Source organism: Cohnella sp. GbtcB17 (assembly GCF_019091135.1).
Taxonomy (GTDB): domain Bacteria; phylum Bacillota; class Bacilli; order Paenibacillales; family Paenibacillaceae; genus Cohnella.
This window is the reverse complement of the sequence record NZ_JAGXJW010000002.1, coordinates 199,597-212,062: the sequence shown is the minus strand read 5'-3', so window position 1 is coordinate 212,062 and position 12,466 is coordinate 199,597. Positions and strand designations below refer to the sequence as shown.

Genomic DNA, 12,466 nt, shown 5'->3' with positions numbered 1-12,466 from the left:
CCGAGGCATCCCAACTTACTTTCACTTGCAAAAAACTCTCTCGTCGCTAGGCGCGATGAGAGAGGTTTCGCTATGAAGTCACTTCTCCCAATAATTCCCCCACGGTAATATCCAAAGCCTTCGCAATCGCGAGAACCTCATAATCCTGAACAAGCCGGTACTGTCCTTCCAGACGTGACAGGCTAGTTGGACTTATATCAAGACCAAAGGTCTGGAGCTTAGCCAGAAACTCCTTTTGCTTTAACCCTTTAGCTGTGCGGACGGCAACCACTTTGGTGCCGATTATGTTTTTATCGCCTGGCGGTTCTTTCCGATGCTTCATCTGATCGCACCTCACATTTAGCCAAATTGTAAGTGAGGTTATGGTTGTTTTAATGCGATATTCGCATTAAAATGAAATAAACCGATTTTCGCAGTAAAGTATAGAAGTTGCCCGCATCTTAGAAGAGCGTAAAGCGATTAAACATGATGCAGGGAGGGCCAACCATGCTCCACTTACTCCATCAGTATGAGGAGGAAAAGCGAAAGTTAAACGAGCTGGGGCGCCGATCGTTGGAGCAGGGGATACCGTTGTATATGAATGAGGCGGTGCAGGCGCAGAGTCGGAAGGTGGACGAGCTGATCGTTCAATTACATAAGAAGAAGGCGGAGCGCAATAAGCGGCTGCGTCCATAATGGATGCAAGGAAGGGGGAGGCGGATGGAAGTGCCGGACTGGTTTCGGAATGCCATGCAGCAGCGGCTTGACGAGATTATTTCCCACAGCGATGTAGGAATGGAGCTGCGGCAAGCACGCGCTGAGGAGCAGGAGGCATTCGCGTCGTTGTACGGCGGTATGGATGCGATACAGTTTACCAAGTACATGGCTTGGGAAGACAGGCATCTGTACAGGCGAGCGCTGGAGAATGAGCGTCTGTATATGGAGGGCTTGAAGGATGGCGCTCGGTTGGTTGCAGCGCTGATGGCTGATGGGAGTAAGCCAGAAGAGGATCATTCATAAATCCGCTTCTTCCACGCTATCGTGCTACAATAGTTATAAATGTCCTGGGAAAAATGGGTAGGTGTAAAAGTGGATAAGAAAATCATTGAAAATCGACTTAGAAATGCACTGAATAGGCTGTACCATTTTGACTCCTCCATCGTTTCCAACAATTCAAATGAAAGATCGATCACGCATCGGCTAGCCGTTCATCTGGGCACCCTGTTTTTTGAAGACTTGCATGTCGATGTGGAGTACAACAGGAACATTGGGGACAGGAAGCAGATCTCATGGATTGCGGGAGGGCTAGATAAAGAAGAAGTTATATCCGGACGCAAATCCGTTTATCCCGATATCATCGTACATAAAAGAGATTCTTCTAAAAATCTGCATGTGGTCGAGGTCAAGAAAATGGGGGCCTCGGAGCGTCTGGAGCAATACGACATTGAGAAACTAAATGGGTATTTCCGAGAAGAAACGTTGAAATATGAAAATGCAGCTTTTATTAAAATTTCGGATCCAAACATGAGACCTAAGAAAGAATTTCTCTTAAGGACAAGGGATGAATGGTTGGCAAATGGGACATCGGCTGATTTCTGGAGTTGGTCGTCGCGGTGAATAAATTAATCCTGCGATCATGAAACTTAAGGAGCTGACAGCAGCTTCGTCTAAGCGGGCGTTGCGATACAAATGAGATACATCTTTAGCCTCGGGCTCATCATTTTGATTGCACTTATTGGGGCTGCATGCAGCCAACGAGAATCGGGTGAACAGGTTGATCAGGTGACGGGATACATTCTCGATATTCGAGATCAAGAGATCCTCCTATCCGCCGGACCGGATGGCCAGCCTCCTATGTGGTTTTCCAATGTCCCTTCGAGCTTGGAAGTTGGACAGAAAGTCACGGTCATTCCGGACACTCAGGCACCTGTTGCTCTGGAAATTCCGTCACATCTGCTGGCTAAGAAGGTAAGCGTGAATGCTCAAGCTTCTGTCCATTCTCACAGGCTAACGGAACAAGAAGCCGTGCAACAAGCGATACGAAATGTGGGTTCTTCGTATTACGCTATTGAAGACGTAGTTTACAGTTCCGCGGACGCGGCGTGGCATGTGCGGGTTAGGGAATGGGTAAACGAAGTGTTTAATAGTGAGCATGATGAGGTTGTTAAAACCATTGTTGTGCAAGAACGATAGAAGACGCCGGGGAAGTACACCCAGCGTCTTTTATATGTCTTCCGCTTTTCGTCGATCCTTCCATTCCTCAATCTCACGCGGATCTACGTCAAGAATTTCGCAAATATGTAGCGCGATATTAACGGTCGGCGCACTGAGGCCATGTTCGATATTCTGATAGTGCTTGAGCGATACGTTGATGGCGCGACTTACTTGTTCTTGGGTTAATCCCTTTTGATTTCTGGCCTCGATGAGCTTCATAACCGTCTTATCCCTTCTTGTTTGCATTTCTTTCATCGTAGACAATTCCAGAAATTTTGATGACAAAATATAATTGGCGAACTATAATTCCTATAATGACTTCTTTCTATACTAGAGGAGGGCCAACCATGCTCCACTTACTCCATCAGTATGAGGAGGAAAAGCGAAAGTTAAACGAGCTGGGGCGGCGGTCGTTGGAGCAGGGGATACCGTTGTATATGAATGAGGCGGTGCAGGCGCAGAGTCGGAAGGTGGACGAGCTGATCGTTCAATTACATAAGAAGAAGGCGGAACGCAATAAGCGGCTGCGTCCATAATGGATGCAAGGAAGGGGGAGGCGGATGGAAGTGCCGGACTGGTTTCGGAATGCTATGCAGCAGCGGCTTGACGAGATTATTTCCCACAGCGATGTAGGATTGGAGCTACAGCAAGCACGCGCTGAGGAGCAGGAGGCATTCGCGTCGTTGTACGGCGGAATGGATGCGATACAGTTTACCAAGTACATGGCTTGGGAAGACAGGCATCTGTACAGGCGAGCGCTGGAGAATGAGCGTCTGTATATGGAGGGCGTGAAGGATGGCGCGCGGTTGGCTGCGGCGCTGATGGCTGATGTCCTAAATGGAGGCTCGGAAAGGGAGAGGGGTATGGAGGTTCTGGCATGGTTCCGAAATGCCATACAACAGCGGCTCGATTAGGTCGCTGCCCGCAAAGTTGCAGATCCGGAGCCGCGGCAGACACGCGCCGAGGAGCACAAAGCATTCGAAGCGTTTTACGGCGGCATTTATGCGGTACAGTTTACCCGATACATGGCTAGGGAGGACAGGCACCTGTTCAGGTGGGTGCTTGAACATGAACGTCTGTACTTGGAAGGCGTGAAGGACGGTATGCAGCTCGCGGTAGCGCTGATGATCGATCCCGGCAAGTTGAACGAAGCATGATGTGTGCCCGGCAGCTTAAAGCGTAGACCTTTGTCAATATCAGTTGAAAATTCCCCAAAATAACCAATCAAAATCCCCCCCCCCGATTTCATCGGTCGACTTCTGCATTCTCTGACGGTCAGGACGGAAGAAGCTGGCCTTCTTCTTCCCATTGATACGATAGCTCTCCCTTTTAAGTTGACGGTGCTGGAGTGGTGGAGAGGCGGTCGATTATCCTGTCGCGAGTACCGTGTCACCGAAAAATGTCGCTCCAAGCGCCAACGCCGGTTTGATTCTCGCCGGTGTAGCCTTCGCGGGGATCTCGTCAAGTATGACCATTGCATTCAGAGAGCCTTCCGACATGAGGTTTCATATGTAGTCTTTGGAGGTGTGCAATTTTCCCACCTCTGGCTTGCGATTGAGATACCAAGTCGGCTCATCCGCCTACAGCCATTTTCCTCAACGTCTTCCGGTCTCGTCCCAGCTCATGTGCGATCTGAGTGATGCTTATTCCTCTTTCCTAATGTAGTTAAGATAATCAAATTGTATCTTTAACTGACAGGTTTCTACAATTTTTTTGGATTGAATAGTGTATCTTATGTAAAGATGTAGGGATTTCTGTATTTTGAAATTAAATAATGGCCAAGGAGATTGATAAAACAATATGAAAAAAATCACTTGGGTCTGGAAGCTGATTTTTATTTTTTCAATTCTTTTTGTACTTCTTGTAATTGTAATCCCGATTATATTTTTTATTTTATGGTGATATTTATAAGTTACTTAATTGACATAATTGTAAAAATGATGTATGTTTGGGTAGAGTTAAAATATGGTTAAAAAGGAGAATATAATGAAGAAAAAAACGGCTTTACTATCAGTAGTGGCATTTTTTGCTTTAACACAAATGGTTTCAGCAGCAGGGGAAAAGACACATGTAAATTCTGTTACTGCTGCTGAAGCGAATTCTCATCTTATCGCAAGTCAAAAAAAACAAATCGAAATTTTAAACAGGGTTAGTCAAGATCCGGATTTTGTAGTCACAGACAATGATGGAAATGGAAATTTTGCTTTTGTTCCCTCCGCTAAAATTCGTTCTGATGAAGACAAACAACGTGTTGAACTTAAAATTAATGAAATTAAAGCTCAAGGCACTAAACATGCCGGTGCTGCTGGAAGTACTTACAACGATATTTTAGTAGGTGCTTTGCAAACGGCATTTGGAGAAGATATTACCGATACCGATCCTTGGTTTGAAGATGAACAATTAACTGTTGCAAGTGGGTCTGGACTTACTCAATGGTACATCACAAGATCTCCTTATAATTGGGAAGATTTGCATGATATTAAAGATAGAATTGATATTGGATATACTGCTGTGTCTAATGCACAAGTAGAAGTGTTAGCTGAAGGGGGTTGGAACGTTCTCTGGCAAAAAAGCGCAAGCACTGCAACTCAGGAATATTCTTGGACACATGTGCCTAACAATTATCAACACAATAGATATTATTCTGGCCATAAGGTAAAAACAAATAATATCAAGTCCTATTCGCACAGTTTTACAGCTATAGCTGATTTTTCAGGTGCTTCTAATGGTGTAGCTGTAACGGCTGTAGCCTATGAATCTATAGATTAAGCGCCAACAAATCACTATAAGCTCAGATACCGCGTGGCACATAACATAATTATTATTACTTAGAACTTAATGTCATAAAGCCTCTGCTTACTCATTTGAGGGTTCGCAGAGGCCTTAATTCTTCATAATATAATGAGGCGTAACCAATTCGCTTCAATATAAAGTACAGGCTAAGTGTAGGTGATCTCAAATCAATTCCCCGGTTTGGTATGGTAGATGTAAAACCTTGACTCATATTTTTAAATGTTCTTGAGCGGTGAAAAAACTTATTGTTTTTGAGAAATAAGACTTTGGTTCATTTGTGTATAACATAAGTTTAAATATTTAGAATATCTTAATCTTAAAACTAATTAATTCAAGAAAGGTTAGTTAATTTTATGAGGATTTTTTTGGTACTATCAATTCTCTTGCTGTTTTGTTCTGCATGCAAAAATACTCCGAATGTTGAAACATTTGACGCTGTTGCGAGTAAAGAGATTATTAATGATGAAATATTTGGAAAGGACTTTTATAATTCAATAGCAGCAAAGTCTTATCATTTTAATCAAGATGATAACGTTTTTGCCTCTGTAGGCATTTTCAATAAAGAATCAAATTTATATCAACTTTATTGGGACTTGGAGTTAATGAAGTTGTTAGGTAAAGAAGAGGAATATAAAGCACAAGTTAACTCGGTAGTAAACATAGATAATAGTAAAATTACATCAGTTTACGATTTATTATATGCTTTAAATATATTTAAGCGATTGAATATTTCTACAAACTTGAATGAGAATCGTAAAAAGGTGGAAAAGTATTTTGATCCCACCACAAATCTCTTTTTTGTAAACAAAGATGACGATATACATAGAAAACTTAGTATTACCTTGCTTGCAATTAATACAAATAAAGAATTAATTCGTTATTTTCCCAATTATAGTGAAATGGTTTCAAATTATATGTCTTTATTTAATAATGACCAATTGTTTTTTTCTAGATATGAAGGTTCTTCTCTTGACGAAGGTGTGGCGTTGTGCAGAATATTACTGAATTTGGGCTTCAAAAACGATAATCTGATTGGTAAAACCAAGAATAGAGATAAATGGCTTGAAAAAGTTAACTCTGAACTTCTTACAAGAGTAAATAGCAAGTCGTATGACCTTGATTTATTGTTTTCAATAAAAGCGGTTAATGAAGTAAATGTTTTTTTTGGACGCAAGCTTGAAATTCCAGAAGATGCACTTGTTGAACTTTATAAAAAAACTAATAATATCTTGGGTTATGAAGATCCACAAATTATATTTACTAATATTGAACTTAATCTTAAATTCACTGGAAGTATAATTCCGAATAATGCGGTGATTAGTTTTCTTGAAAATGAAATACGTAGCGGATTTAATCAAACTGGAACTATTAAAACAGACTACTTAGATAACTATTACGGTCTGTATATCGCTAATGTAGTTGGTTTTGACTTTGACAAAGAAAATATGAAGGAATGGGTAGACAGAGCTTTAAAAGATTTAATTATCGATAATAGTAAAATAGAAAATTATAAAAAGATTAAAGAAGTATATGTTCTTCTCCTGACAAAAAAGGAGTTAGACGATTTAAACTACACGGACTCTGAAAAAATATTAAAACCAATTAGCGCTTATATTAAAAACTTAGAATATAATCCAGAAGAAGGCCCAGCGGCACTTGAAGTCGCTTTTACTGTAAGTGAAATATATGATCTTTATAACAAAAAAATACCCAATGAACTTAAACTGGTAATTAAAAAGGTTTTTAATAGTTTTATTCGTGACGGAAACGTTTATTTAACTATGTATACGTATGAACTTTATGAAATTGCTAAACTTTTAGGTGTAGAAACTTCAATAAAAGAAGCAACAAAGAATACTTTGACAAACTTGTTTTTAGAAGGTGGCTTTAAAAAGGATATTAAAACGCAATCACCAGACGTAGAATCCACATTTAAAGCCCTAGCAATTATTAAATTTAACAAATGGGAAGACGAATTTAATATCAAATTAATAAAATCAAAATTAGCTGATGATGCTAAAAATACTGCGAATTTAAAATATAACTTAGAAGATAATTACTACATGTTAAAAATAGGCTCACTGTTGGTGATAGATGAATAAAGCAATAATTTTTATAATTTTTATTGTATCGCTTTTTTGTTGTTTAGTTTCATGTAAAAATCACGAAGACAATTATATAACCGCTCAAAATTTAGATGTTAGAAAATATATAGGTTTGAATAATGAAGCATATAAAAACTTCAGCGGGAAAGGAATCACGATTGCTGTTATGGATTCTGGACTAAGTCCACATAAAGATTTAAATATAAATAATGTTGTTTTCTTTAAAGATTTTGTAAATACCAAAGAAACTATTTATGATGATAATGGACACGGTACTTTTATAACAGGCATATTAGCGAATAATGGTTTAAGAAAAGGCCTTGCTTACAATTGTAAGCTAATTGTTATTAAAGTACTTGATGAAGAAGGGAATTCTAATTGGTCTATTATAGAGAAAGCGTTTAACTGGTTGTCTCAAAATCAAAAGAAATATAATATTCAGATTGTAAACATGTCCTTTGGCATGAATGTTACAGTTGATAAAAACAACGAGATTTATAAAAAAATTCATTCAATGAAAAAAAACGGAGTTGTTTTTGTTTCTTCGACAGGCAACGGAGGGCTATTTAATGAAAAAATTATGTTTCCAGGTAATTTAGAAGAAGTTTTAACTGTAGGCTATATAAATAATAATCAAACTTTAGCGCCAGAAGATGATCAAGTTGCTATTTCTTCCAGTCGAGGAGGAGATGGGCAGATCACTAAGCCAAATTTTGTAACACTTGGGGTTGACATTGAATCATTAAATAGGGAAGATGGATATACAATAGATTCAGGATCATCTTATTCAGCTGCTATAATGTCTGGAACCATAGCTGTTTTAAAGGAAAAATATCCAAATTATAATTTTGATTCCTTAATAGAATTACTTAAAAAAAATACAATATTACTCGCTAATGAAACATTTAATTCTCAGGGTAATGGATCAATTTATTTCCCCAGTTAACCATGAGTAAAAACAAATGGATTGATCTCGGTGTAGAGGTCAATCCATTTGTTTTTACTTATAGATAGTTATTGATAGAGAAAACAATATTGTAAATTCAAACATTTCTTTTTACAATCCCAAAAAAGTGAAAGTTATCGCATTAAAGAAAAGCAAAGGACAGTTTCTTCCGTCCAGTACCGTCAGGGATGCTGAAGCCGACCGATAAAATGGAGAAAATTTCGATCGAGTATTTGGAGATTTTTCAACTATGTTGACTTATTAATTCAATTGAGCCTCTCCGCCTCCTTGAATTATACTGAAGGTAGCCCTTCGGGGAGATCGTTAAGGGAGGCCGCGATGAACGAGACCGCATTTGACGAACCTTTATTTGCAAGCTTGAAGCCGGGCTTAACGTCGTTCTGTTACCGGATGCTGGGCTCGATGGACGATGCGGACGATGCCGTTCAGGAGACGAGTATTCGGGTGTGGCAGAGCGGGAGCACGTTCAGACAGGAGTCCTCGTTTAAAACCTGGGTTTATCGGATCGCCTCCAACCTGTGCCTGGACAAGCTAAGGCAGTCGAAGCGCCGCGCGCTTCCCGTTGACTTGTTCGATCCGGCTGCCGCCATCGTCGAGCCGCGCGAGACGCATCCGGACTCCGCCTGGATCTGGCCGTCTCCCGACTTCGGGGGTAATCCGGAGGACCGGCTCGTGCGCAGAGATACGCTTCAGCTGTGCTTCATCGCGCTCCTGCAGACCTTGCCTCCACGGCAGCGTGCGGTGCTCATATTGAAGGACGTATTTGAATGGTCGTCCAAGCAGATCGCGGAGACGCTCGCGATGTCGCCCGCGGCGGTGAACAGCGCCTTGCAGCGAGCTCGAGAGACGATGGACCGGGCGCAGCTTCGCTCCGACGAGCTCAGCAGCATGGATGTTCAGCCGGAGCAGGAACTGCTGTCCCGGTACGTGGAAGCCTTCGAGCAATTCGATATCAATGCGCTCGTGGCTTTGTTCCACGAGGAAGGCTGCATGTCGATGCCGCCCTTCGAGATGTGGATTCGCGGCAAGGACGATTTGTCCGCTTTTTATTCGCTCACGCGCTGGCATTGCGAGGGCTCGCGATTTGTGCCCGTTACGGTCAATGGCGGTTATCCGGCGCTGGCCCAGTATATGCCGGACAAGGATGGCTCAAGCCTAGTGCCTTGGGGCATCCATGTCATCGAGACGAGAGATAATCAAATTCTGCATGTTCAAAACTTTATACATACTAAATTATTTTCGCGATTTGGACTTCCTGAGCGACTCGACCGATGAATTTCGTATTTGGCATTCGTCTATATGATTGAGACTAACCAAACGAACAATATCATGAGAGAGGTGTCCATTCAAATGGAAACGAATCAACCGACGAAAGTAACCGTACAAACTGTCATTCAAGCCCCTGTCGAGAAGGTATGGCGCTATTGGAACGAGCCGGCGCACATCACGAAGTGGAATCAAGCGTCCGAGGACTGGCATGCGCCGAGATCCGAGAACGATCTGCGGGTCGGCGGCAAGTTTACGACACGGATGGAAGCGAAGGATGGCAGCATGGGCTTTGACTTTGGCGGCGTGTACGACGTCGTGAATCTGCATGAGGCAATCGGCTACACCATGGACGACGGAAGAAGAGTGGATATTACGTTCGTCGATCAAGGCGATGCCACGAAGGTCGTCGAAACGTTCGACGCGGAAAGCACCAACCCTGTCGAGTTCCAGCAAGCAGGCTGGCAGGCGATTATGGATAATTTCAAAGCTTATACGGAACAAAATTAAGTATCGCGAAGAAGACGCCGGGGTAGGGTGCCCGGCGTCTTTTACTTTTGCTCATGTCGTTCACTATGGGGTGTGTTACCCGAGCGAACTGGCTTCAGTTGTCTTGCAATGCTCAATATACTCGCTTCCCCAATCCGTTAGCCTATTAATCGTCGGAAAAAGCTTTTTCCCCAAATCAGTTAAAGAATATTCTACTTTTGGCGGAATTTGATGATAAACCTCACGGTGAATCAGTTGATAGGTTTCCAGCTGCTTGAGTTGTTTAGTCAGCGACGCGTGCGTTAAGCCGTCAAATTTCCGCAACAGTTCGTTAAAGCGTACGGGTCCGTCCTTTAGATGAAAAATGATCATAAGAGACCATTTACCGGACAATACTTTCTGAGCTGTAGTGAACGGACAGGTTAGGTCAGCACTTTTTAATTCGATCATGGAACTTCACCTCTTAGGTATATCATTTGATCGTAACGATACAAAAATATCGTACTATTTATATTTATCATAATCCAATAATATTGACTATGCATTCAATGTCTCTTAAAAGGAGCGGGGATAAGATGTCGACGAGTGAAGGAAAATTCAGTGGTAAAGTTGCCTTGGTCACAGGGGCTAGTCGTGGGATTGGGGCTGAAATCGCCAAAAAATTAGCTGCTGGCGGAGCAGAATTTATAGGGGTTCATTATGCCAGTAATCGGGATGCTGCTTTAAAAGTGGTTGAAGAGATTAAGGCTTTGGGCTCAAAGGCTGTAGCGCTTGGAGCAGAATTAACCACGGGAATTTCCGGTGTCAAAAAGCTTTGGGCTGCATTTGAAGATGCTGTTCGTTCTGAAGTTGGATCTGTGCACTTGGACATCTTAATCAATAACGCAGGTATTGCACCGGCCATTCCTTTTGAAGAAACTTCAATTGAAGCGTTTGAAGATGTCATTAATGTTAACCTTAAAGCTCCATACTTTATTACGCAAGCAGCCAGCCCGTTTATACGGAATGGTGGACGAATCGTTAACATTTCTACTGGCTTTACTCGTATTGCCGGACCAATGAATACCATTTATTCGGCTTCCAAGGGAGCCATTGAGACATTGACTTTGGCTTTGGCTCCACTTTTTGCACCAAAAGATATTACTGTAAATGCAATAAGGCCCGGCGTTACGGATACGGATATGAACAAGGCTTGGCTCGCCGACCCGGAAGCTCGTGCTGGAGCAGCTTCTATGTCCGCATTCGGAAGAGTTGGTACCGCAGAAGAGGTTGCTGATGTAGTTGCGTTCGTCGCATCTGAGGAAGCGCGGTGGATCACGGGGCAATTTATTGATGCCACTGGAGGAACTAGACTTTGATGTTAGAGGGTTTATAATTAGGAAATTGTCCTCCAATTCTAGATATTGGAGGACATTTTTAATTTAACGTCCAGGAAATGATACTTATAGTCTGTCGCCATTTTATGAACAACAAAATATCATAAAAGTTATATTTCTTGCCGTCAGAGGACCGAACGGTTCTAGCCAAATAATGATGATCACGAAGTAAAAAGGAGAAAACAAACCATGCCTTCATTTACAAGGACCGCTTCTCTATCCCTACTACTTGCACTGACTTTAACGGCTGCTTCAGGTTGCGGACAGGGGGAAAAGGCTTCTGAGAAAGCTGCCGAAAAATTGATTGAACAATCTTCAGGCGTTAAGGTTAAAGAAGAAGGTAAAGGTGTATCGATCAGTTCGGATGAGGGGGAAGTCCTGTTGAATGGGGAAGCCGAGGAACTTCCAGAGGGATTTCCTCTGTCTGTCTCCCCAGGTTCGCAGATTGAGAGTTCGATGGTGACCGATGCGGAAGAGGGCAAAAATTATGTGGTAGCGCTAACTAGCGATACGCCGATTAATGAACTCGCTGCATTTTATGAAAATGCGCTTAAAGAAAATGGGATAAACCCCGAGCGTACGGATCTCGAGGAGGACGACGGAGACGGCTTAAACTCCGTATTCCTTAACGGTAAATCAGATTCCCTGAACGTTACCGTGCAAATCGTTAAAAATGAGCAAGAAAAGAACAAGGAGAGCTATCAGCTGAATCTTCTTGTGACACAACTGAAATAACAAATGAAAACATAGAGGAACCAAAAACAGCGGATCCCCATTGCGAAGAAGACGCCGGAGAAAGTGCCCGGCGTCTTTCCTGTTGAATCAAAATACGAACCGTACTCTCCGTTCTCTTAACCTTGCGCCGCATCCGCGTTCATGCAATTGATCGCCCACAGATGCCCGTCCAAGTCCACAAATCCCCAATGGTACATAACCCCATGGTCCTCAGGTTCTGCGTGCAATTTCCCGCCCAAGGAGACCGCGGTTTTCACGATCTCATCGACCTTTGCCCGGCTCTCGAAGGCGAGGGCGATCGTGAACTGCGCATACTTGCTCGTATCGACGATGTCCCGCTCCGTGAGCGTAGTAAAGAATGAATCGGCGATCAGCATGACTTGCAGATTGTCGCCGATCACGATAGCTGCCGAATTCTCATTATCGGGGAATTGCGGGTTGAGCGCGAATCCGATTCCGGTGAAGAACGCCTTCGATTGCGCTACATTTTTGACAGGCAGGTTCAAGCTCGTGAATGTGGACGTTAATGCCATTTTCGATAC

Annotated in this window: 17 protein-coding genes; 13 read left to right on the top strand and 4 right to left on the bottom strand. The window is 42.5% G+C overall.

What is annotated here, in order from left to right; genetic code table 11:
- Window positions 1–70: 70 nt before the first annotated feature.
- Window positions 71–322, bottom strand: a complete 252-nt coding sequence (locus tag KVT38_RS01585) for a helix-turn-helix domain-containing protein (RefSeq protein WP_217591922.1) — start codon at window positions 320–322, stop codon at window positions 71–73.
- Window positions 323–486: 164 nt separating this feature from the next.
- Between KVT38_RS01585 and KVT38_RS01580 the strand changes: the two genes are divergently transcribed.
- The 4 genes from KVT38_RS01580 to KVT38_RS01565 all read left to right on the top strand — a co-directional run bounded on the left by KVT38_RS01580 (window position 487) and on the right by KVT38_RS01565 (window position 2,172).
- Window positions 487–675, top strand: a complete 189-nt coding sequence (locus tag KVT38_RS01580) for an aspartyl-phosphate phosphatase Spo0E family protein (RefSeq protein WP_217591919.1) — start codon at window positions 487–489, stop codon at window positions 673–675.
- Window positions 676–699: 24 nt separating this feature from the next.
- A complete protein-coding gene (locus KVT38_RS01575) occupies window positions 700–999 on the top strand; it encodes a hypothetical protein (protein WP_217591976.1) in 300 nt (99 codons plus the stop codon).
- A 39-nt stretch (window positions 1,000–1,038) separates the two neighbouring features.
- Window positions 1,039–1,596 carry a hypothetical protein gene (locus tag KVT38_RS01570; protein ID WP_217591921.1) on the top strand — a complete coding sequence of 186 codons (558 nt, stop codon included), beginning with the start codon at window positions 1,039–1,041 and terminating at the stop codon, window positions 1,594–1,596.
- A 72-nt stretch (window positions 1,597–1,668) separates the two neighbouring features.
- The gene (locus KVT38_RS01565; protein WP_217591920.1) at window positions 1,669–2,172 is read left to right on the top strand and encodes a hypothetical protein; all 504 of its coding nucleotides are present in this window, start codon (window positions 1,669–1,671) and stop codon (window positions 2,170–2,172) included.
- A 30-nt stretch (window positions 2,173–2,202) separates the two neighbouring features.
- Here the strand turns inward: KVT38_RS01565 and KVT38_RS01560 are convergent, their stop codons facing one another.
- Window positions 2,203–2,448: a helix-turn-helix transcriptional regulator gene (locus KVT38_RS01560; RefSeq protein ID WP_254638890.1), complete on the bottom strand. Its 246-nt coding sequence runs from the start codon at window positions 2,446–2,448 to the stop codon at window positions 2,203–2,205.
- Between the two features lie 92 nt (window positions 2,449–2,540).
- Here KVT38_RS01560 and KVT38_RS01555 point away from each other — a divergent pair, with 92 nt between their 5' ends.
- The 7 genes from KVT38_RS01555 (at window position 2,541) to KVT38_RS01525 (ending at window position 9,834) form a co-directional block, all read left to right on the top strand.
- Complete coding sequence (locus KVT38_RS01555; RefSeq protein WP_217591919.1) at window positions 2,541–2,729, top strand: aspartyl-phosphate phosphatase Spo0E family protein; 189 nt, start codon at window positions 2,541–2,543, stop codon at window positions 2,727–2,729.
- A 24-nt stretch (window positions 2,730–2,753) separates the two neighbouring features.
- The gene (locus KVT38_RS01550; protein ID WP_217591918.1) at window positions 2,754–3,107 is read left to right on the top strand and encodes a hypothetical protein; all 354 of its coding nucleotides are present in this window, start codon (window positions 2,754–2,756) and stop codon (window positions 3,105–3,107) included.
- A 1,072-nt stretch (window positions 3,108–4,179) separates the two neighbouring features.
- Window positions 4,180–4,962: a hypothetical protein gene (locus KVT38_RS01545; protein WP_217591917.1), complete on the top strand. Its 783-nt coding sequence runs from the start codon at window positions 4,180–4,182 to the stop codon at window positions 4,960–4,962.
- Window positions 4,963–5,351: 389 nt separating this feature from the next.
- Entirely contained in the window at window positions 5,352–7,088 is a 1,737-nt protein-coding gene (locus tag KVT38_RS01540) for a hypothetical protein (RefSeq protein ID WP_217591916.1), read from the top strand.
- Window positions 7,081–8,037: a S8 family serine peptidase gene (locus KVT38_RS01535; RefSeq protein ID WP_217591915.1), complete on the top strand. Its 957-nt coding sequence runs from the start codon at window positions 7,081–7,083 to the stop codon at window positions 8,035–8,037. Before KVT38_RS01540 ends, KVT38_RS01535 begins: the two co-directional genes overlap by 8 nt.
- A gap of 270 nt (window positions 8,038–8,307) precedes the next feature.
- Complete coding sequence (locus KVT38_RS01530; RefSeq protein WP_306795277.1) at window positions 8,308–9,333, top strand: sigma-70 family RNA polymerase sigma factor; 1,026 nt, start codon at window positions 8,308–8,310, stop codon at window positions 9,331–9,333.
- Window positions 9,334–9,408: 75 nt separating this feature from the next.
- The gene (locus KVT38_RS01525) at window positions 9,409–9,834 is read left to right on the top strand and encodes an SRPBCC family protein (RefSeq protein WP_217591913.1); all 426 of its coding nucleotides are present in this window, start codon (window positions 9,409–9,411) and stop codon (window positions 9,832–9,834) included.
- Window positions 9,835–9,909: 75 nt separating this feature from the next.
- Here KVT38_RS01525 and KVT38_RS01520 read toward each other — a convergent pair whose 3' ends face one another.
- The gene (locus tag KVT38_RS01520; RefSeq protein WP_217591912.1) at window positions 9,910–10,263 is read right to left on the bottom strand and encodes a winged helix-turn-helix transcriptional regulator; all 354 of its coding nucleotides are present in this window, start codon (window positions 10,261–10,263) and stop codon (window positions 9,910–9,912) included.
- 125 nt (window positions 10,264–10,388) lie between these two features.
- On the opposite strand from KVT38_RS01520, the gene KVT38_RS01515 reads away from it, so the two are divergent.
- On the top strand, window positions 10,389–11,171 hold the full coding sequence (locus KVT38_RS01515; RefSeq protein ID WP_217591911.1) for an SDR family NAD(P)-dependent oxidoreductase: 783 nt from the start codon (window positions 10,389–10,391) through the stop codon (window positions 11,169–11,171).
- A gap of 207 nt (window positions 11,172–11,378) precedes the next feature.
- Complete coding sequence (locus tag KVT38_RS01510) at window positions 11,379–11,924, top strand: hypothetical protein (protein ID WP_217591910.1); 546 nt, start codon at window positions 11,379–11,381, stop codon at window positions 11,922–11,924.
- Window positions 11,925–12,040: 116 nt separating this feature from the next.
- Here KVT38_RS01510 and KVT38_RS01505 read toward each other — a convergent pair whose 3' ends face one another.
- Window positions 12,041–12,457 (bottom strand): VOC family protein, encoded by a 417-nt coding sequence (locus KVT38_RS01505; RefSeq protein WP_217591909.1) that lies wholly within the window; start codon window positions 12,455–12,457, stop codon window positions 12,041–12,043.
- Window positions 12,458–12,466 lie beyond the last annotated feature (9 nt).